This is a genomic window from Allostella sp. (genome assembly GCF_041913585.1).
GTDB lineage: Bacteria > Pseudomonadota > Alphaproteobacteria > ATCC43930 > Allostellaceae > Allostella.
The window spans coordinates 16,191-35,016 of the sequence record NZ_JAYSFE010000040.1; the positions used below are offsets into that span (position 1 = coordinate 16,191).

At 73.1% G+C, this 18,826-nt stretch carries 17 protein-coding genes; 9 read left to right on the forward strand and 8 right to left on the reverse strand.

The window, feature by feature from the left end:
- Genes ACE3Q3_RS09975 through ACE3Q3_RS09985 form a run of 3 tightly spaced genes read left to right on the forward strand, consistent with a single transcriptional unit; the run spans position 1 to position 2,330 of the window.
- Entirely contained in the window at positions 1-1,569 is a 1,569-nt protein-coding gene (locus ACE3Q3_RS09975) for an FAD-dependent oxidoreductase (RefSeq protein ID WP_374445213.1), read from the forward strand.
- Positions 1,566-1,889, forward strand: a complete 324-nt coding sequence (locus ACE3Q3_RS09980; protein WP_374445215.1) for a type II toxin-antitoxin system Phd/YefM family antitoxin — start codon at positions 1,566-1,568, stop codon at positions 1,887-1,889. Before ACE3Q3_RS09975 ends, ACE3Q3_RS09980 begins: the two co-directional genes overlap by 4 nt.
- Positions 1,890-1,892: 3 nt before the next feature.
- A complete protein-coding gene (locus ACE3Q3_RS09985) occupies positions 1,893-2,330 on the forward strand; it encodes a type II toxin-antitoxin system VapC family toxin (RefSeq protein ID WP_374445218.1) in 438 nt (145 codons plus the stop codon).
- A 30-nt stretch (positions 2,331-2,360) separates the two neighbouring features.
- On the opposite strand, the gene ACE3Q3_RS09990 is transcribed toward ACE3Q3_RS09985, so the two are convergent.
- Both ACE3Q3_RS09990 and ACE3Q3_RS09995 read right to left on the reverse strand, forming a co-directional pair.
- On the reverse strand, positions 2,361-3,602 hold the full coding sequence (locus ACE3Q3_RS09990; RefSeq protein WP_374445220.1) for an MFS transporter: 1,242 nt from the start codon (positions 3,600-3,602) through the stop codon (positions 2,361-2,363).
- A 153-nt stretch (positions 3,603-3,755) separates the two neighbouring features.
- Positions 3,756-4,853 (reverse strand): serine hydrolase domain-containing protein, encoded by a 1,098-nt coding sequence (locus tag ACE3Q3_RS09995; RefSeq protein ID WP_374445221.1) that lies wholly within the window; start codon positions 4,851-4,853, stop codon positions 3,756-3,758.
- A gap of 136 nt (positions 4,854-4,989) precedes the next feature.
- Here ACE3Q3_RS09995 and ACE3Q3_RS10000 point away from each other — a divergent pair, with 136 nt between their 5' ends.
- The 3 genes from ACE3Q3_RS10000 to ACE3Q3_RS10010 all read left to right on the forward strand — a co-directional run bounded on the left by ACE3Q3_RS10000 (position 4,990) and on the right by ACE3Q3_RS10010 (position 8,397).
- Positions 4,990-6,582, forward strand: coding sequence for an amidohydrolase family protein (locus tag ACE3Q3_RS10000; RefSeq protein ID WP_374445223.1), 1,593 nt, complete (start codon positions 4,990-4,992; stop codon positions 6,580-6,582).
- A 4-nt stretch (positions 6,583-6,586) separates the two neighbouring features.
- On the forward strand, positions 6,587-7,558 hold the full coding sequence (locus ACE3Q3_RS10005) for a GTP-binding protein (protein ID WP_374445229.1): 972 nt from the start codon (positions 6,587-6,589) through the stop codon (positions 7,556-7,558).
- A gap of 92 nt (positions 7,559-7,650) precedes the next feature.
- A complete protein-coding gene (locus ACE3Q3_RS10010) occupies positions 7,651-8,397 on the forward strand; it encodes a CHAP domain-containing protein (RefSeq protein WP_374445232.1) in 747 nt (248 codons plus the stop codon).
- A gap of 9 nt (positions 8,398-8,406) precedes the next feature.
- Here the strand turns inward: ACE3Q3_RS10010 and ACE3Q3_RS10015 are convergent, their stop codons facing one another.
- From ACE3Q3_RS10015 to ACE3Q3_RS10040, 6 genes are all read right to left on the reverse strand, one after another.
- Positions 8,407-9,924, reverse strand: coding sequence for a GH3 auxin-responsive promoter family protein (locus tag ACE3Q3_RS10015; protein ID WP_374445235.1), 1,518 nt, complete (start codon positions 9,922-9,924; stop codon positions 8,407-8,409).
- A gap of 3 nt (positions 9,925-9,927) precedes the next feature.
- The gene (locus tag ACE3Q3_RS10020; protein WP_374445237.1) at positions 9,928-10,959 is read right to left on the reverse strand and encodes a dienelactone hydrolase family protein; all 1,032 of its coding nucleotides are present in this window, start codon (positions 10,957-10,959) and stop codon (positions 9,928-9,930) included.
- A 65-nt stretch (positions 10,960-11,024) separates the two neighbouring features.
- Positions 11,025-12,101 (reverse strand): MerR family transcriptional regulator, encoded by a 1,077-nt coding sequence (locus tag ACE3Q3_RS10025; protein ID WP_374445239.1) that lies wholly within the window; start codon positions 12,099-12,101, stop codon positions 11,025-11,027.
- Positions 12,102-12,193: 92 nt separating this feature from the next.
- Positions 12,194-13,333, reverse strand: a complete 1,140-nt coding sequence (locus ACE3Q3_RS10030) for a mandelate racemase/muconate lactonizing enzyme family protein (protein ID WP_374445241.1) — start codon at positions 13,331-13,333, stop codon at positions 12,194-12,196.
- Positions 13,334-13,360: 27 nt separating this feature from the next.
- Positions 13,361-14,896, reverse strand: a complete 1,536-nt coding sequence (locus ACE3Q3_RS10035) for an ABC transporter substrate-binding protein (protein ID WP_374445244.1) — start codon at positions 14,894-14,896, stop codon at positions 13,361-13,363.
- 101 nt (positions 14,897-14,997) lie between these two features.
- Positions 14,998-16,539, reverse strand: a complete 1,542-nt coding sequence (locus ACE3Q3_RS10040) for an ABC transporter substrate-binding protein (protein WP_374445246.1) — start codon at positions 16,537-16,539, stop codon at positions 14,998-15,000.
- A 164-nt stretch (positions 16,540-16,703) separates the two neighbouring features.
- On the opposite strand from ACE3Q3_RS10040, the gene ACE3Q3_RS10045 reads away from it, so the two are divergent.
- Genes ACE3Q3_RS10045 through nthB form a run of 3 tightly spaced genes read left to right on the forward strand, consistent with a single transcriptional unit; the run spans position 16,704 to position 18,690 of the window.
- Positions 16,704-17,369: an O-methyltransferase gene (locus ACE3Q3_RS10045; RefSeq protein ID WP_374445248.1), complete on the forward strand. Its 666-nt coding sequence runs from the start codon at positions 16,704-16,706 to the stop codon at positions 17,367-17,369.
- A gap of 14 nt (positions 17,370-17,383) precedes the next feature.
- Positions 17,384-18,037, forward strand: coding sequence for a nitrile hydratase subunit alpha (gene nthA / locus ACE3Q3_RS10050; protein ID WP_374445251.1), 654 nt, complete (start codon positions 17,384-17,386; stop codon positions 18,035-18,037).
- Positions 18,034-18,690 carry a nitrile hydratase subunit beta gene (nthB, locus tag ACE3Q3_RS10055; RefSeq protein WP_374445253.1) on the forward strand — a complete coding sequence of 219 codons (657 nt, stop codon included), beginning with the start codon at positions 18,034-18,036 and terminating at the stop codon, positions 18,688-18,690. Before nthA ends, nthB begins: the two co-directional genes overlap by 4 nt.
- Positions 18,691-18,826 lie beyond the last annotated feature (136 nt).

Here is an 18,826-nt window from a genome sequence, read left to right on the forward strand (position 1 = left end):
ATGGCGGTTCCAGCGCTCGCCGGCCTCGACGGCCGGCGCTTCGACGTCGCCGTCATCGGCGCCGGGGTCAACGGCGCCAGCGCCGCCCAGCACCTGCAGGCCGCCGGCTACCGGACGCTGCTCGTCGACAAGGGCGATTTCGGCGCCGGCTCCAGCAGCCGGTCGAGCCGCATCCTCGGCAACGGCCTGCGCTATCTGGCGCCCGGCCGCTCGATGTGGGACTTCGTGCGCCACCCCTCGCGCTTCCGCACCGCCTGCCGCATGGCGACCTACGCGCTCGCCGCCCGCACCCAGATGGTCGAGGAGACGGGCGAGCGGGTGCGCGCCGTCAACTTCTGCTACCCGATCTACAGCGACAGCCAGTACGCCCCCTGGCAGATCCGCGCCGCCTTCGCGCTGCTCGGCGTCCTCAACAAGGGCGGCACCTCGCTCGGCTACCGGATGCTGGGCCGCGACGAGGCGCTGGCGCTGCCGCTCGTGCGCTGGATCCGCACGCCCGAGAGGCTGCGCTCGGTGGCGCTGCACCACCAGTACCAGTTCGACTGGCCGGAGCGGGTCGTGCTCGACACCGCCTTCGACGCCGAGCGGATGGGGGCGGTCGTGCGCAACTACACCGCCGTCACCGGGCTGGAGCGGCTGCCGTCGAAGGCGTGGCGGATCGGCCTCGCCGACAGCGCCGACCGCGGCCAGGGGATCGGCACGGCCACGGTCGAGGCGGCGATGGTCATCAACGCCGCCGGCATCTGGATCGACCGCGTCAACGGCCTCGCCAAGCCGGGCGCCAGGCGCCGCATCACCGGCACCAAGGGCGTCCACATCGCCGTCCGCCTGCCGCCGGAATGCCAGGACTACTGCGTCGTCAGCCTCAACCGCGACAACGAGCAGATCTACTGCGTGCCATGGCGCGGCGGGCTGCACTACATCGGACCGACGGAATCGCTCTATGACGGCGACCCGGACGACATCCGCCCGACCGAGCCCGAGATCGAGTGGCTGCTGGACGAGTTCGCGCATCTGGTGCCGGGCGCCGGCATCCGCCGGCGCGACGTGCTCTATGCCTGGGCAGGCGTGCGGCCGCTGACCCACGACCCCGCCCTGCCCAAGGGCAACCGCTCGCGCCGCATCCACGACCAGGCCGACGACGGGATGGAGGGGGTGCTCTCGATCACCGCCGGCCCGATCATGAGCCACCGCGTCGCCGGCCGCGACCTCGCCGCCGCGGTGGCGGCGCGCATCCGACCGTCGGCCGCACCCCAGCCCCTGTCCTATGCCGCGCGGTCGCGGCCGGACGAGCCGGGATCGCCCGCACTCCTCAACCAGGAGCCGTCCGTCACGGTGGCGCAGCTTCGCGCCGCCGCGCGGGCGGAGCAGCCGAACGACCTCGTCGACTTGCTCTTCCGCCGCGTCGGCCTCGGCTGGGGCGAGACGATGGCCCGCGAGGGCGCCGACGCCGCCGCCCGCGCCGTCGCCGACATCCTCGGCTGGGACGAGGCGCGCATCGCCCGCGAGGTCGCCGGATATCGCGACTACCTGGCGCGGATGCACCTGCTGGATACAGGCGCCGGATGACGGCCGGCGGAGTTGCCGCATTCCCCAGTCCAGGTTATGACCACTGGTGGTCATATGGGTTGAGTGCGATGAAGGAACTCCAGATCAAGGATGCGAAGGCGACCCTTTCGGCCGTGGTGGACCGTGCCATCGCCGGCGAGCCGACCGTCATCACCCGCCATGGGCGGAAGGAGGCGGTGCTGGTTTCCTTCGAGGAGTGGCAGCGGTTCGCCAACGCGCCGAGCTTTGCCGATCTCCTGCTCGCCTTCCCGGGTGAGCCGAGGGACATTCCCGAGCGCCGCCGCAAGCCGGCCCGCGCCCTTGGCGATACGGACGCCTGACCTTTGTATCTGCTCGACACCAACATCGTGTCGGCGGACGCTCCAGCCAAACGTTCGGTCGGCCCTGAAGCGTTCTCAGCCTGGATCCGGCACCACGGCGACCAGCTCTACATCTCGACCGTGACCATCGCCGAGATCGAGGCGGGCATCGCCCGCTCCATCCGGATCGGCGCGACGGCGAAGGCCGGGCAGTTGCGGCGCTGGCTCGCCGCGGTCGAGCATTTCTACGCTGGACGCATCCTGCCCTTCGGCATCGCGGAAGCCCGCGAAGCCGGCGCCATTCTCGATCGGGCGCGGGCCCACGATCCGGGCTTCGAGGACGTCGCCATCGCCGCCACGGCCGCGGTCCACGGTCTGACGGTTCTGACCGGCAATGAACGCCACTTCGTGCCTCTCGGCGTCGCAATGGCCAATCCGCTGAAGCATCTGCCCACGGACTGACTCTCCGCAGGCGGATCGGCCGGACGCAATTCAGCCCTTCCGGGCAGCCTGCCCCCGCCACATGGCAAAGAGGGCGAATGCCGCGAGCTGGGCGGCGGCGCCGAGATAGGCCCAGTCGAAGCTGCCGGTCCGGTTGACCGCGAGCGCGAAGAGGAGCGGGCCGCAGACCGAGCCGACGAAGCCGAAGAGGCTGGCGGCCGACGTCACCTCGCTCACCCGCCCGAGGGGCGCCAGGCGCGCCAGTTCGGCCATGTGGATGCCGTTCCATCCCATCGTCGTGGCGCCGACCAGCACCATGCAGGCATAGACCACCCAGGAGCCGGCGCCGGCCGCCAGGACCATGACCAGGATGGCGGCACTCGACCCCAGCGCCAGCACCCCGAGGAGCAGGGAGCCGCGTTGCGGCCCCATCCGGTCGGCCAGCCAGCCGAAGGCGATTCGCGCCAACGCGCTGGCCGTCAGCAGGGTCGCCACGAGGAGGCCGGCCGCAGCCAGTCCGTGGCCGTGGCGGACGACCATGTAGGTCGCGGTGAAGCCGGTCACGCAGGCCTGCAGGATGGAATAGGACACGCCGATCGCCGTCAGCATCCCGAGGTTCGGGCTCTCCTTCAGGATGCGGACGGCGCGGGTGAAGCTGTGCGGCGACACGAACAGCCGCGGCCAGTCCGGCTGCCGCGGGCCGCGGTCGGCATCCAGCATCCCGCGGACGATCTGGACGAAGAGGGCGACCGTCACCATGACCGCTGCCAGCAGCCAGATCGCCCCGGGAAATCCGAGCCAGAGCAGGAGCGGCGCGACCGCCACGCCGGCGAGCGCGCCGCCCCCCGGCACGCCCGCCTGCTTGATCGAGAAGATCAGGCTGCGATGGGCGGGCGGCGCGGCACGCATCAGGATCTGGCTGCCGGCCGGCGTGTTCGGCGCGAGGCCGAGGCCGATCAGCAGGGCCCCCGCCATTGCCACCGGCATCAGCGGCTGCGTCAGCAGGAAGAGGCCGACCGCCACGGCGGCAAGCCCGATCTGGAGCGAACGGACCGGCCCGAAATGGGCCAGCATCGGGCTGCCGCCGGCGAGATACCAGCAGATGCCGGCCGACTGCATCGCCGTGACGTAGCCGATGCTCTCGGTCGGGACGCCCCAGCGCTGGGTGAGGAACGGCCCGAGCAGCGGCGTCGCGCCGGCGCCGAGCGAACTGACCACCTGGACGAGCAGCGTCGAGCCCAGCGCGGGCAGCACCAGCCCGGACGGCGGGCGGCGGTTGAACGGGCGAACCATGATCTCCGTCCCGCCTTGGGCGCGGGCGAATGTGCGGGGCAGGCCGTCGCGCGGCGGACGGGCGACGAGGGGTCGGGCACTATAGCCAGCGCCGCCGAGCCGCTGCACACGAAACGGGCAGATGCGAAGCCGATTTCGTGCAACGAGCGCCGGTCAGCCCGCCAGCGCCGGCAGGAGCACCTCGCGCACGAGATCGATCGGCGTCCGCCACTGCTCCGGGTCGTCGTAGTTGCCGGCGGTGACGGCGACGACGAGGCCCGGCTCCGGCCAGACGAAGAGGCGCTGGCCGCCATTGCCGATGGCGCCGCGCCAGAAGCCGCCGCGGTCGAAGCGGCCGAGATACCAGTGATAGCCGTAGCCGCGGCCGTCCGGCAGCCGCGCCAGCGGCCGGAAGCTGGCGGCGAGCCATTCCGCCGGGACGATGCGTCGGTCGCCGGCCATGCCGCGGTCGAGCACCATCTGGCCGATCCGGGCGAGGTCGCGCGGCCGCATCCGCAGGCCCGAGGCGGCGGACGCGACGCCGTCACGGCGGCCGCGGACCCATTCCGTCGGCCCGATGCCGAGCGGGTCGAAGAGGACGGCGCGGGCATAGTCCGGCAAGGACTGCCCGGTGCCGCGCTCGATCAGTCGGCCGAGCAGCGCCGTCGCGCCGCCATTGTAGGTCCAGCCGGCGCCCGGCGCGGCCACGACGGGTCGCTCCAGCACGAAGCGCCAGCGGTCGGGCGCGGCCTCCATGGCGATCTCGCTGTTGGCGAGGCTGGTGTAGGGCAGGCTCTCGTTCCACTCGGTGCCGAGCGTCATGGTCAGGACATGCTCGACCGTCAGCCCGGTCCGGGCCGGGTCGGCCGCGAGGTCGGGGTATTCCGGGAACTGCGCCAGCAAGGCCCGATCCGGTGCCGGCACCCGGCCCTCGGCGAGCGCGATGCCGTAGAGCAGGCCGACGATGCTCTTCGTCACCGAGCGCAGGTCGTGCAGCGTCTCCGGCCCGAACTCGACCCGGCCGAGCGGCGTGCCCCAGTTCGCGTCCTCGCCCGCCAGGTAGCGCTCGAAGAAGATCCGGCCATGGCGCAGCGCGACGACGCCGTGCAGCCCCGGCAGGCGACCTGCCGCGGCGAAGGCGGCGAACCGGTCGGCGAGGTCGGTCGAGAAGCCGGCCGCGGCCGGCGCGACGGTTTCGAACGCCCGGGCGGGCAGGCAGGCGGTCATCGCGGCGGCTCCGGCGGTGGCGAGGAAGTGGCGGCGGGTCGGCATGGGCGGTCTCCGATTCGGCCGCCATCCTATCGCCCGATGCATTGCAGCAATTGCGCTTCCGGGTGCCGTCGACCGCGACCGGAGGCGCCGCTATCATGCCGCCCGCAAACGACGAGCAGGCGGAGGCGGCGGGATCATGGCGGCACTGGGCGAAGTCGGCGAGGAGCGGATCCGGAAGCTGAACGCGTCGGGTCTGCCGGCGGTCGAGAAGGCGACGACGCGCGACCGCGGCATCGGCCCCTTCCCCCGCCTCGTCCTGCGCGGCGCCACCGTCATCGACGGCACCGGCGCGCCGCCGATCAGCCCGGTCGACATCGTCGTCGAGAACGGCCGCATCACCGCCATGGACAAGGTCGGCCTGCCCAAGCGGGTGGTGCGCGACGAGTTGCGGCCGAAGCCCGGCGACCACGAGATCGACTGTCGCGGCAAGTGGGTGACGCCGGGCTTCATCGACTGCCACGGCCATGTCGGCACCCCCTACCACCACATGTCCGGCCCGATGGCGCCGGCCGACTACGTCTACAAGCTGTGGCTGGCGCACGGCGTGACCACGGTCCGCGAGATGGGCTGCCTCAACGGCCTCGCGTGGACGCTCGACCAGCGCGACCGCGCCGCACGCAGCGAGATCGCCGCGCCGCGGATGGTCGCCTATGCCTACTTCCCGGCCGTCAACGACATGGTCAAGACCATCCACACGCCGGCCCAGGCGCGGGAATGGCTGCGGGCGGTGAAGGAGAAGGGCGCCGACGGCATCAAGTTCTTCGGCGCGCCGCCCGCCATCATGCAGGCCGCGCTCGACGAGTGCCGCCAGCTCGGTCTGCGCTCCGGCTGCCACCACGCCCAGCAGGCGGTCTCGCGCATGAACACGCTGACCACCGCACGCTGGGGCCTCGGCAGCCAGGAGCACTATTACGGGCTCGGCGAATCCCTGTTCGAGAACCGCGTCATCCAGGACTACACGCCCGACTACGACTACGGCGACGAGTATTTCCGCTTCGCCTTCGCCGGCCAGACCTTCCGCCAGGCGGCCCAGCCCGGCAGCGCCAAGTGGAACGCGGTGATGGAAGAGTTCCTGGAGCTCGGCTTCACCTTCGTCCCGACCTTCTCGATCTACGACGCCAACCGCGACCTGATGCGCACCCGCCGGGCCGACTGGCACCGCGACTACACCTACGCCAGCCTGTGGAACTACTACCAGCCGGCGAGCGGCGGCCACGGCAGCTACTGGCATCGCTGGTCGGTCGGCAACGAGGTCGACTGGAAGCAGAACTACCGGCTCTGGATGCAGTTCATCAACGAGTTCAAGAACCGCGGCGGCCGGGTCTGCACGGGCTCGGACTCGGGCTTCATCTTCCAGACCTTCGGCTTCGGCTACATCCGCGAGCTGGAGCTGCTGCAGGAGGCGGGATTCACCCCGCTCGAGGTGCTGCGCGCCGCCACCATCCAGGGGGCCGAGCTGCTCGGCCTGGAGCAGGAGACGGGCAGCATCGAGATCGGCAAGTCGGCGGACCTCCTGGTCCACGACCAGAACCCGCTGTCGGACTTCAAGCTGCTCTACGCCACCGGCGCCATGCGCTACGACGAGGGCACGAAGAAGACCGAATGGCCGCGCGCGCTGCGCCACACGATCCGCGGCGGCATCGTCTACGACGTCGACCAGCTCCTGGCCGACGTCCGCGAGATGGTGGCGGCCAGCCGCGCCGCCTCGCCGGAGCTCCCGGTTCCCTGACGGGATGGCGGGCACCGACTTCCACATCCTCTGCGGCTTCCTCGGCAGCGGCAAGACCACCCTCCTCCTCGACTGGCTGGCGCTGCCGGAGGCGGCCGACACGGCGATCCTGGTCAACGACGTCGGCCGCTTCGACGTCGACGGCGCGGTCGTCGGGCGCACCTCCGGCGCCCTGCCGCTCGCCATGCTGGCCAACGGCTGCGTCTGCTGCTCGGTCGGCAACGAGCTGGTGGCGACGGTCGAGCGCCTCGTCGCCGAGCGCGCCGCCACCGGCGCCGCACCCTTCCGCCGCATGATCCTGGAATGCAGCGGCCTGTCGCGACCGGGACCGGTCATCCGCTCGCTCACCGACCTCGGCGCCCACGATTTCCGGGTGCGGGTCCTGGCCACCTTCGACCCGGCCCAGGGCGCCCAGCACGCCGCGCATTTCGAGGAGGCGGCAGCGCAGCTCGCAGCCGCCCGCACCGTCGTGCTGAGCCGGCTCGACCTGCCCGACGCGCCGGCCCCCGCCGCCGGCGCCCGGGCGGCGCAGGCCCTCAATCCCTACGCCCGGATCGTCGCCGAGCCGGACCGCGCCCGCCGCGCCGCCCTCGCCTTTCGGCCCGGCCCCGGATCCGCTCCGCCCCCGGGGCCCGGAATTGTCGGCCTGCGCTCGCTGCTGCATCCGCGCATCGGGCTTTTCGTCGCCCGGGTCCCGGACGGCCTGCCCTGGGACGCGGTCGCGGCCTGGATCGAGGACCTGGCCGCGCGCTGCGGCGACCGCCTGCTGCGCACCAAGGGGCTGGTCCGCGTCGACGGCATCGACGGCCCGGTCCTGATCCAGGGCGTCGGCACGGTCTTCTCGCCGCCGATGCGCATGCCGGCGGCGCGGGACGACGAACCGGTGGGTGCAGTCGTGGTGATCGCCCATGACGCGACCCTGGAGATGCTGGCCGAGGCCGGTGCACCCCATGGCGTCGCGGTCGAGGCCGGTTGAGCCCCCGATGCCGCCGGATTGGCGCAGATCGCCCGCCATCGCCGCCGCGCGCCGCCTATAGTGCCGCCATAGGTCGCCCTCGGGAGGGAGCGATGCTGCTGAAGCGGGGATCGAGCGGGCCGGAAGTCTCCCGGCTCGCGGAACGGCTCTTTCGGCTCGGCTATCATCCGGGACCGGCATCCGCCACCTTCGACGACGCGCTGGTGCGCGCGGTGAAGGCCTTCCAGATGCAGAATGCCGACAGCGTCGGCCGGCCGCTCGCGGTCGACGGCATCGTCGGGCCGGTGACGGCGGCCGCCATCGCCCGGCGCCTGGGCGAGGCGCCGCCCGTGCCGCCCGCGCCCCTGCCCGGCCTCGCCATGCCGCCGACCGGTGGCTCGCCAACCGCCCGCGGGGCCTTGCAGGCGGCACTCGGCGAACTCGCCGCCGGCCATGGCGAAGTCGGCGGCAACAACATGGGGCCGCACGTCGCGCGCTACCTCGGCGGCATCCTGGCGCCGCCGGCGGACTGGTGCGCCGGCTTCGTCAGCTGGTGCTTCCGGAACTCGGGCCACCCGATGCCCTACCCCTATTCCCTGGGCGCCCGCGACGTGCTGAAGAAGCTGCGCGACCGCGGCTGGGGCGTCGCGCCCAGCGACGCCGACCCGCCGCAGCCCGGCGACGTCATCGTCTGGTGGCGCGGCTCCCCCGGCGGCTGGAAGGGGCATGTCGGGCTCGTCCACAGCTATGCCGACGGCATCGTGCGCACGATCGAGGGCAACAAGACGCCCCAGGTCGGGAGCTTCACCTACACGCTGGGCGCCATCGAGCGGCTGCTCGGGTTCGCCCGCGTGCCCTGACACCGGGGGCTACGGCGACGCCACGAAGCGGGCGAGGTCGTCCGCCAAGGCGTGGTCGTTGATGATCCGCGGCACCTTGTTCTGGCCGCCGAGGCGGCCACGATGCTTCATCCAGGCGGCGAAGGTGCCGGGCGGCACCAGGACGACCTCCGGTGCCGCCATGCCCGAGCGGTGCGCCCGGTAGTCGTCGTTGAGTTCGCCCAGCGTCCGGTCCAGCACCGCCGCGAACCGGTCGGCGGCACCGGCCGGCGCCGCCCGCGCGAACTCGACCACCCAGCGGTGCCGGCCCAGTTCCTGCGGCCGCTCGGGAAAGACGGCCATCATCGCGAAATCGGTGATGTCGGCATCGACCGCGGCCGCGGCCGCGGTCGCCGCCGCTTCCACCTCCTCGCCGATCAGGTGCTCGCCGAAGGCCGACATGCCGTAGGCCGTGCGGCCGGTGACCAGAACCCGGGGCGGGTTGCGGTCGACGAGGCGCACGGTGTCGCCGACGACATAGGCGAAGAGGCCGGCACAGGTCGTCATCACCAGGGCGTAGTCGATGCCGGTCTCGGCATCGGCGACCCAGTGCCGGGTCGGCTGCGGCCGGTCGAGCTCGTCCACCGGCACGAACTCGAAGAAGAGGCCATGGTCGAGGTTGAGCCGCAGCCCGTCCCCCGGGCCGCGGTCGGCGCCGGCGATGAAGCCCTCGCTCGCCGGATAGACCTCGCGCAGTTCCGCCGCGGTGCCCGCCAGCAGCGCCTCGAAGCGCCGGCGGTAGGGATCGAACCGGACGCCGCCATGGACGAGCAGGTCGAGGTCGGGATAGGGCCGGTCGTCGCCGTCGCGGGCCCGCCGCAGGGCGCGCACCCGCTCGAGCAGGATCAGCAGCCAGCTCGGCGTCCCCGTCACCGCGTGGATCGGCAGGTCGAGCGATTCGCGGGCGATCCGCTCCAGCTTCTCCTCCCAGTCGGCGAGGAGCGCCAGTTCGGGGCCCGGAAAGGAGAAGCCGCGCGCCCAGAACGGCATGGTCTTCGCCGCGATGCCGCTGAGGTCGCCGGAGAAGATGCCGGGCGCCTCCTCGACGAGCGCCGTGCTGCCGCCCAGCATCAGGCTGTAGCCCGCGAACATGCGGCTGGCCGGCCGGGCGGCGAGGTGATGGGTCACCATGTCGAAGGCGGCGCGGACGTTGGAGCGCCGCATCTCCGGGGTCAGCGGCAGGTACTTGGTGCGCCCCGCGGTGGTGCCCGAGCTGACCGCGAAATGGCGGATGAGGCCCGGCCAGGAAACGTCCACGAGGCGCGGGAAGGCCGGGCCCCAGTAGTCCGACCAGAAGCCCTCGTAGCGCCGCAGCGGCACCGCCCGCTGGAAGCCGGCGACGTCGACGATGCGCTCGAAGCCATGGTCGCGCCCGAAGCGGGTCCCGGCCGCCCGCCGTACCAGGGCCAGCAGCGCGCGCCGCTGCGCCGCCACGGGGTCGAGCGCCGCGAGCCGGCGCCGGCGGAGCCGCGCCGCCAGCCGGAAGAGCGGGGTGGCGTCCAGCCGCATCGTTCAGCCGCCGCGGGCGAAGACCTGGTTGAGGAACCGCGCCACCTCGCGGTTCGAGCGTTCGCGCACGGCATCGTCCCGGCCGAGAAGGTAGCCCTCGGAGCCGACGCACAGTCCCAGCATCAGCTTGCGCAGGATCGGGTTGGTCATCGGCAGACCGATGCCGTCGGTGCGCACGACGAGGTCGTGGTCGACCCGGAAGCCGCAGCCGTCGAGCAGCCGGCCGATGCGGCGCGGGCCGGCCCAGCCGCCGTCCCACTGGTGGTAGGCGCCGGGAAAGACCGCGGTGCGGACGTCCGAGCCGCCGGCGCGGAGATCGTCGGCCAGCTGGTTGCAGCGCTCGGGGTTCATCAGCTCGTCGGCATCGCCCCAGGCCATCAGCACCGGTGCCCCGGTCGTCCGGCGGTCGTCGAAGGTGGTGATGCAGGGGCCGTAGAAGGCGACATGCCCGGCAAAGCGCGTCGGCCCCAGCGCGAAGCGGTCGGCGAGGCGGTCGGCGATCGCCCGGTTGGCGGCGAAGACGCTCGACATGGCGCCGTAGGAGAAGCCCCACAGCGCGACCCGCTCGGCATCGATCTCGGGCCGCGACTTCAGCCAGGCCAGCGTCGCGTAGGCGTCGGCGATCGCCATCGTCTCGGTGATCTCGACGATGCGGTCGACGAAGCCGGTGGCGAGGTCGCGGCGCGCGGCGAAGACGTCGACCACGGCCGCGCCGATGCCCATGGCCGCGAGCTGGCGGCCATAGGTCATCTCGCGCGCCTCCTGCACCCCGCCCGAGCCGTGCAGGAGGACGACGGCGGGCGCCTTGCGCCGGGCCGACGCGGCCTGCGGGGCGAACCAGGTGACGACGGCGTCGGTCTTGCGGAACTCGGCCTCGATGTCGCGCGGCACGAACGGGCTGATGCTGGGGACGCGCACCGGCTGTCCTGCGGCGGACCCGGCCTCGGGCCAGCGTTCCGGCACCGGCGGCGCGGCGAGCGCGGCCGCCGGAGCGAGGAGAGCGGCGAGGACGAAGGCACGGAGACGGGATCGCACGGTCTCTCCCCGGGACGGTTGGAACGGGCCTCCAGGACATAGAGGGCCCCGACCCGTCGCGCCGGTCAACTTTCCGCGAGCGCGCCCCGTCCCTCGGGTCGGCCGGCGGGCGCCGGGGCCGGCCGCCACGCGATCGTACCGGCGGTCCGCGCCCGCACGGCCGGCGCGGCGAGGCAGGTGGCGACCGCCTCGTAGCCGGGGGCGCCGGGCCAGGGCGCGACCCGCATCGGCGGGCTGTGGTTGGCGGGGCAGAGGAGGATCGCCTCGTCGGCACCGACCGCGGCGAGGTCGAGGATCGCCGTCGATCGGGTCAGCAGGAAGAGCGGACGGCCGCCCGTCCGCCGCCGCCGCAGATGCGCGATCAGCGCCTCCTGGCTGGCATGGTCGAGCCCCTCCTCCACCATGTCGACGACCAGCGCCGTCGGTCCTTCGGCCTCCAGCCCGGCGACCAGGGCGAGGAGCGCGTCCGCGACCGTCGCCCCGTCCCCGACGAGCCAGCCGAGCGCCCGCTCGACCCGCAGCCGCAGCGCCGGGTCCTGCGCGATCCGCGCGCGGGCCGCCCCGGCCCCGTCCGCCGCCCGCTCCGTGCCGAGGAAGGAAGCGCCCGGGATGGCTTCGGCGAGGCCGCGGGCAAGGCGCGTCTTGCCGCTGCCCAGCGGGCCGACGATGAAGGTGATCGGCCGGACGTCGTGCAGTTCGAACCGTTCGCCGTCCCACGGCCAGGGCAGGTCGAGGTCGACGGCGATCGCCCCGGCGGGGCGGAGCTGCCGGTCGAGATCGGCGACGGCGGGCGCCCGGCCCTGCGACAGTTCGCGGCGGAGGTCGCGGACGGTGCCGACAAGGCCCGCCAGTTCGCCGATCCGCTCCTCCAGCACCGCCTGATGGGCGGCCAGCGCCGGCTCCAGGTCGGTCGCGTCGCCGCCGAGGACGCGCCCGACCTCGGCGACGCTGAGCCCGAGCCGGCGCAGCGCCGCGATCTCCTGCGCCCGGGCCATCTCGTCCGGGCCATAGGCCCGCCAGCCGGCCGCGGTGCGCAGCGGCGCGAGCAGCCCGCGCTCTTCGTAGACGCGAAGGGCCTTGGTGGAGACGCCGAGCCGTTGGGCGGCTTCGGCGGGGCTCAGAAACGGAGCGGATGCGTTCATGGGACACCTCGTCGGTGGACGACGGCCCTCCCTATCCGTCCGGACCCAGGGGCCGGCGCAAGCGGATTCCGCGGTCGGCCCGCCGATGCTCTCTAGACGTAGCCGGGCCCGTCGATGACCGGGTGGGCGGCGACGAAATCCTCGTCGATCTCGACGCCGAGGCCCGGTCCTTCCAGGGGCCGGACGGTGCCGTCGACCTCGAGCGTGAAGGCGGCGGAGCAGAGCCGGTCGCGGAACGGATTGAGCTTCGAGGCGTCGGCCTCGAAATAGCCGCCGTTCTCGATCGCCGCCAGGAAATGCACCGAGGCCGCCATGTTGAGGCCGGTCACGGACGTGTGCGGGTTGATCGGCAGCCGCCACGCCGAGGCGAGCGCGGCGATGCGCAGCCCTTCGGTGATGCCGCCGCACTTGGAAAGGTCGGGCTGGAGGATGGTGATGCTGCGGTCCTCGACGAGACGGGCGAAGTCGTAGCGGGTGTAGTGGTTCTCGCCTGCCGCCAGCGGCACGGTGCCGTAGCGTTTCGCCTCGGCATAGGAGCGGTGGTCGTGCGCCGGGAACGGTTCCTCCAGCCAGGACACGCGGTGCTCGTCGAGGACGGGCATCACGGCGCGGGCGTCGGCCAGGGAATAGGCGGTGTTGGCATCGGTCAGGATGGCGACGTCGCGCCCGAGGCCGTGGCGGACGGCCGCGACCCGCTCGGCGTCGCGCTGGACGGTGTCGCCGATCCGCAGCTTGAGCGCGTTGTAGCCGCGGGCGACCATGGCCTGGGCCTCCTCGACCAGCTCGGCCGGCGGCTGGAACCCGAGCGAGATGCCGCCGGCATAGGCCGGGATGGCCCTGGCCGCGCCGCCGAGCAGTCGGTAGAGCGGCCAGCCGACCGCCTTGCCGCGGATGTCCCACAGCGCCATGTCGAGCCCGCTCATGGCGATCGCGGCGCCCGCCCCCATGCCGTGGCTGGCGAGCTGCATGCGATAGATGCGGGCACCGACGCCGGCGACGTCGGCCGCGTCCATGCCCAGCACGAGCGCCTTCAGGGTGGTCTCGACGATGCGGGCGATGGCGCCCGGCGAGCGCCCGGCATGGGCCTCGCCCCAGCCGACGATCCCGTCGTCGGTCACCACCTTCACCAGCACCGCGTCGCGCTTGACGGTGCGGCCGATGCCGAGCGCCACCTGGCCGTCCTCGGGATAGGGGAAGGAGATCGGGAAGGCGCGGACGTCGGCGATGCGCATCGGGGGCCTCGGGGCTCGGGGTGCGGGTCAGCGGAAGGAGAGATTGGCGGGCCGGAAGTCCATCTGCTCGGAGAGGCCGGCGCGCCAGCCGATGTCGCGGCGCTTGCCGTAGAAGATGGCGTACTGGTGGAGGACGGTCGCGGGCGGGTCCTCGTCCTCCAGGATCGCCAGCATCCGCACCCAGGCGGCCCGCCGGGCGGACGGGTCGAGGCTGTCCTCGAGCACCCGCCCCAGCCGGTCGAACTCGTCGTTGGACCATTCGGGCGTGCCGCGGCGCACCGGGCTGCCCGGCCCGTAGAGCCGCCAGGCATGGCCGGCCGGGTCGGGATAGATCATGGCGTTCGACCAGTTGCGGATGCCGCGGCCGGCCGGCTCCAGGATCTGGGTCCAGTTCTCCTTGATCGACAGTACGACCTCGAGGCCGACCGCCTTCCACATCTCGACCAGCACCTGGGCGGTGGCGATCTCGGTCGCGTAGTAGTTGTTGTTGATGCGGTAGTCGATCGGCTGGCCGCGATATCCCGCCTCGCGCAGCAGGCGGCGCGCCGCGTCGGGATCGTAGACCGGCACCGGCCGGTCGGCGATGTAGAGGGGGCCGAAGGCCGGGAACTGGTTGCCGTTGGGGATGCCGACGCGCCGACCCCACAGCGTCTCGACGATGAGCCGGCGGTCGATCGCCAACGACAGCGCGCGCCGGACCCGCGGGTCGCGCAGCACCGGGTGCCGCTGGTCGAAGACGAGGACGCGATGGTTGCCGATCGGCCCGCCCGCGACCTCGAGTTCGGGGCGGGCGGCGACGCGGTCGAGCTGGTCGGGCGGCAGGTCGGTGGCGATGCCGTAGCGACCGGTCTCGAGCCCGGTCAGGCGGGCCGCCACCTCCGGTGCGGCGTCGAACCGGATGGTCGCCGCCGTCGGGCGGCCGCCCCACCAGGCGTCGTGCGCGGCCAGCAGCACGAAGTCGTTGTCGCGCGAATCGGCGAGGCGGTAGGGCCCGGTGCCGACCGGGCGCCGCGCCCAGGCCTGGAAGTCGGACGCCGCGAGCCAGGCCGCGCGCGAGACGATCTGGGCGGGGAAGGTCGCCAGCCGCTGCTCGATCAGCGGGTCGGGCCGGCGGGTCGTGACCCGCACGGTCGCGTCGTCGACCGCCTCCACGCGCTCGATGCCGCCGAGCAGCGGCCGGGTCTGGGCACGCAACGGCGCCCCTTCCCCCGACATGCGCTCCGGCCCGAAGGTGAAGGCGACGTCGGCCGCGGTCATCACCGTGCCGTCGTGGAAGCGCACGCCCGGCCGCAGCGTCAGCTCCAGCGTCCGGTCGTCGAGGCGCCGCCACGCCGTCGCCAGCGCCGGGTGCAGGCGCCCGTCGGCGCCGGTGGCGATCAGCGTGTCGAAGAGGTTGTGGTTCACCCGCCAGGCGACGTTGCTGACGCTGTAGGCGGGGTCGAAGAGCGGCGGGTTGCGCTGGACGGCGACCCGGAGCGCCGGCCTTGGGTCGGTCTGGGCCGCAGCCGGCGCCGCCAGCGCCGCGCCGGCCAGGGCCGCCAGCGCAACCAACCGCCGCCACATCGATCGCCTCCAGGCCGGGAATCCCGGCGCCATCCTTGGCCATCCCGGCCGCGAGGGCAACCGCCCCGGCGGCGGCGGTCGCACCGCCGCCGGGTACCGGGTCAGCGGAAGGCGAGGTTGGCCGGCCGCAGGTCCATGTATTCCACCGGGACCGGCTTCCACGCCACGTCCCGGCGCTTGCCGTAGAAGATGGCGAACTGGTGGAGGACGGTCGCCGGCGGGTCCTCGACCTCCAGGATCTCCAGCATCCGCCGCCAGGCCTGCCGCCGCTCGGGCACGTCGACGCTGGTCTCCAGCAGCGCCCCCAGCCGGTTGAACTCGGCGTTGGTCCACTCCCTGTAGCCGCCCTGGATCGGCCCGCGCGCGCCGTAGAGCCGCCAGGCGAGCCCGACCGGGTCGGGATAGGCCATGGTGTTGGACCAGTTGCGGATGCCGCGCGCGGGCGTGCGCTCCAGCACCTGGGTCCAGTTCTCCTTCATCTGCAGGACGACGTTGAGTCCGACCGCCTTCCACATCTCGACCAGCGCCTGCGCGGTCAGCACCTCGTTGGCGTAGTAGTTGTTGAGGACGCGGAACTCGATCGGCTGGCCGGCATAGCCGGCCTCGGCGAGCAGCGCGCGGGCTTGGGCGGGGTCGTAGGCCGGCGCCGGCCAGTCGGCGAGGTAGAGTTCGCCGAAGGCCGGGAACTGGTTGCCGCGCGGCACCGGCACCCGGTCGCCCCAGAGGGTCTCGACGATGAGCTTGCGGTCGATCGCCAGCGCCAGCGCGCGCCGCACCCGGACGTCCTTCAGAACGGGGTGGTTCTGGTCGAACACCAGCACGCGGTTGTTCAGGATCGGGCCGCCCGCCGCCTCCAGCCCGGGCTGGCCGGCGATCTCGGCGAGCTGGTCGTAGGGAATGTCGGTGACGATCTGGAAGCGGCCGGTCTTGAGGTCGTTGATGCGCGCGGCGACCTCGGGCGCGACCGAGAAGCGCACCGACCGCGCGGTCGGCCGGCCGCGCCAGTAGGCGTCGTGGGCGACGAGCTGGACATAGTCGTTGTCGCGCGCATCCTCGACCTTGTACGGGCCGGTGCCGATCGCCGTCCGGCCCCAGGCCTGGAAGTCGGGCGCGGCGAGATAGGCGCGGCGGTTGACGATCTGCGAGGGGAACATCGCCAGACGCTGCTCCAGCAGCGCGTCCGGCCCGCGGCTGACGAAGCGCACCCGGTTCGGGCCGATCGCCTCGACGCTCTCGAGGTTGCCGAGGAAGGGCCGGGTCTGTCCGAAGAGCGGCGCGTTCTCGCCGCGCATGCGCTCGACGCCGAAGGTGAAGGCGACGTCCTCGGCCGTCAGCAGGTCGCCGTTGTGGAAGCGCACGCCCTCGCGCAGGGTAACGTCGAGGGTGCGCGCGTCGACCCGCTGCCACGCCGTCGCCAGGCCCGGCACCAGGGCGAAATCGGCATCGAAGTCGATGGCGATCAGGGTGTCGAAGATGTTGTGGTTGACCCGCCAGGCGACGTTGCTGAAGGCGTGCGCGGGGTCGAACAGGGCCGGGTTGCCCTGCACGCCGATATGGAGCGGCGGGCGCGGGTCGCCCTGGGCCGCGGCCGGCGCCGCCGCGGCGGCGGCGAGCGCCAGGGCGGCGGCGATGGAAGTTCGCATCGTCATCTCCGGGTGGGTTCGGATGCGCCGCAACCTGTCCCGCTTCGATGACGGAACGAGCGTCGGTCCGATGACGCCCGCCCCGTCCGCGGGACCGGGTGGGCACCGGCCGCGTCGTCTGGCATCATGGTTCCTCGTCTCCCACATCCCGGTCCGCCCCCCGCATGTCCGCCCGCCTGCTGCCGATGACCGAGCACCTCCGCGACTATCTGCTGTCGGTGTCGCTGCGCGAGACGCCGGCGCAGCAGGCGCTGCGCGCGGCGACGCAGTCGGTGCCGGGGGCGCTGATGCAGATCTCCCCGGAGCAGGGCGCGTTGATGGCCCTTCTGGTCGAACTGACCGGTGCCCGCCGGGCGATCGAGGTCGGCACCTTCACCGGCTACAGCGCCCTTTCCGTCGCCCAGGCGCTGCCGCCCGACGGCCGCCTCGTGTGCTGCGACGTCAGCGCGGAATGGACCGCCATCGGGCGCCGGCACTGGGAGATGGCGGGCGTCGCCGACCGCATCGACCTGCGGCTCGGGCCGGCGCTGGCGACGCTCGACGCGCTCCTGGCAGAGGGTGGCGCCGGCCGGTGGGACCTCGCCTTCATCGATGCCGACAAGCCCAACTACGACGGCTACTACGAGCGCTGCCTGACGCTGCTGCGGCCGGGCGGCCTCGTCCTGATCGACAATGTGCTGTGGAGCGGCGCCGTCGCCGACCCCGCCCGCACCGACGCGAACACGACGGCGCTGCGGGCGCTGAACGCCAAGCTGCACGGCGACGAGCGCGTCACGCTCGCCATGCTGCCGATCGGCGACGGGCTGACGCTGGCCCGCAAGCGCGGCTGAGGGAGATCCGAGCCATGGCTGCCCACCACGACCACAACCACGACCACGACCACGACCACGACCACGACCACGAGGAGCGCTGGAGCGAGGTGGAGCTCCGGGTCAAGGCGCTGGAATCGCTGCTCGTCGACAAGGGACTGGTCGATCCCGCGGCGCTCGAACTGCTGATCCAGACCTACGAGACCAAGGTCGGGCCGCGCAACGGCGCCCGCGTCGTCGCCCGCGCCTGGAGCGACCCCGCCTACAAGGCGCGGCTGCTGCGGGATGCCACGGCCGCCATCGCCGAGCTCGGCTTCACCGGCCGCCAGGGCGAGGACATGGTCGTGGTCGAGAACACCGCGGAGGTCCACAACCTCGTCGTCTGCACGCTCTGCTCCTGCTACCCCTGGCCGGTGCTGGGCCTGCCGCCCGCCTGGTACAAGGCCGCCCCCTACCGCGCCCGCGCGGTGCGCGAGCCGCGCGCCGTACTGGCCGAGTTCGGCGTCGCCGTGCCGGAGGACCGCGCGGTCCGGGTCTGGGACTCGACGGCCGAGCTGCGTTACCTCGTGCTGCCCGAGCGGCCGCCCGGCAGCGCGGGCATGGATGAGGCGGCGCTGGCCGAACTCGTCACCCGCGACTCGATGATCGGCGTCGGCCAGCCGCTTCTGCCGGCGCAGGTCGCGGCATGAACGGCGCCCACGATCTCGGCGGCGTCGACGGCTTCGGGCCGGTGGTGCGCGAGGCCGACGAGCCGCTCTTCCACCACCCATGGGAGCGCCGCGCCTTCGCGGTGACGCTCGCCGCCGGCATGCTCGGCCGCTGGAACATCGACATGGCCCGCTTCGCCCGCGAGGACACCAGCCCCGTCACCTACCTCAACGCCACCTACTACGAGCACTGGCTGCGCGGGCTGCAGCGCCTGCTGGTCGAGCGCGGCCTGGTCACGGCCGACGAGCTGGCGAGCGGACGGCCGGCCGGCCCGGGGCCGGTCGCGGCGGTGCCGGCCGAGCGGGTGCCGGCGATCCTGGCGAAGGGTGCCTGCGCCCGGCGCGAGACCGGCCTCCCGCCGCGCTTCCGGCCGGGCGACGCGGTCCGGGTCCGCAACCTGCACCCGCGCGGCCACACCCGGATGCCGCGCTATGTCCGCGGCCATGTCGGCGTCGTCGAGCGCGACCATGGCCACCAGGTCTTCCCGGACATGAACGGGATGGGCCGCGGCGAAGCGCCCGAGCGCTGCTATGCCGTCTCCTTCGCCGCCCGCACCCTGTGGGGGCCGGACGCCTCGCCGGTCGACCGCGTCGTCGTCGACCTCTGGGACCCCTATCTGGAGCCGGCGCAATGACGGCCGACCTCGCGCGTTCGCCCGCCATCCCCCGGGACGCGGACGGGCCGGTATTCCGGGCGCCGTGGGAGGCCGCCGCCTTCGCCATGGCGGTGCGCCTGCACGAGCGGGGCGTCTTCACCTGGACCGAGTGGGC

Excerpts from the sequence above, each read along its gene's own strand:
- ACE3Q3_RS10030 (WP_374445241.1), bottom strand. The coding sequence starts at position 13,333 with ATGCGCATCGCCGACGTCCGCGCCTTCCCGATCTCCTTCCCCTATCCC.
- ACE3Q3_RS09990 (WP_374445220.1), bottom strand. The coding sequence starts at position 3,602 with ATGGTTCGCCCGTTCAACCGCCGCCCGCCGTCCGGGCTGGTGCTGCCC.
- ACE3Q3_RS09980 (WP_374445215.1), top strand. The coding sequence starts at position 1,566 with ATGACGGCCGGCGGAGTTGCCGCATTCCCCAGTCCAGGTTATGACCAC.
- ACE3Q3_RS10010 (WP_374445232.1), top strand. The coding sequence starts at position 7,651 with ATGCTGCTGAAGCGGGGATCGAGCGGGCCGGAAGTCTCCCGGCTCGCG.
- ACE3Q3_RS09975 (WP_374445213.1), top strand. The coding sequence starts at position 1 with ATGGCGGTTCCAGCGCTCGCCGGCCTCGACGGCCGGCGCTTCGACGTC.
- ACE3Q3_RS10000 (WP_374445223.1), top strand. The coding sequence starts at position 4,990 with ATGGCGGCACTGGGCGAAGTCGGCGAGGAGCGGATCCGGAAGCTGAAC.
- ACE3Q3_RS10005 (WP_374445229.1), top strand. The coding sequence starts at position 6,587 with ATGGCGGGCACCGACTTCCACATCCTCTGCGGCTTCCTCGGCAGCGGC.
- ACE3Q3_RS10035 (WP_374445244.1), bottom strand. The coding sequence starts at position 14,896 with ATGTGGCGGCGGTTGGTTGCGCTGGCGGCCCTGGCCGGCGCGGCGCTG.
- ACE3Q3_RS09995 (WP_374445221.1), bottom strand. The coding sequence starts at position 4,853 with ATGCCGACCCGCCGCCACTTCCTCGCCACCGCCGGAGCCGCCGCGATG.
- nthA (WP_374445251.1), top strand. The coding sequence starts at position 17,384 with ATGGCTGCCCACCACGACCACAACCACGACCACGACCACGACCACGAC.
- nthB (WP_374445253.1), top strand. The coding sequence starts at position 18,034 with ATGAACGGCGCCCACGATCTCGGCGGCGTCGACGGCTTCGGGCCGGTG.
- ACE3Q3_RS10025 (WP_374445239.1), bottom strand. The coding sequence starts at position 12,101 with ATGAACGCATCCGCTCCGTTTCTGAGCCCCGCCGAAGCCGCCCAACGG.
- ACE3Q3_RS10040 (WP_374445246.1), bottom strand. The coding sequence starts at position 16,539 with ATGCGAACTTCCATCGCCGCCGCCCTGGCGCTCGCCGCCGCCGCGGCG.
- ACE3Q3_RS10015 (WP_374445235.1), bottom strand. The coding sequence starts at position 9,924 with ATGCGGCTGGACGCCACCCCGCTCTTCCGGCTGGCGGCGCGGCTCCGC.
- ACE3Q3_RS10045 (WP_374445248.1), top strand. The coding sequence starts at position 16,704 with ATGTCCGCCCGCCTGCTGCCGATGACCGAGCACCTCCGCGACTATCTG.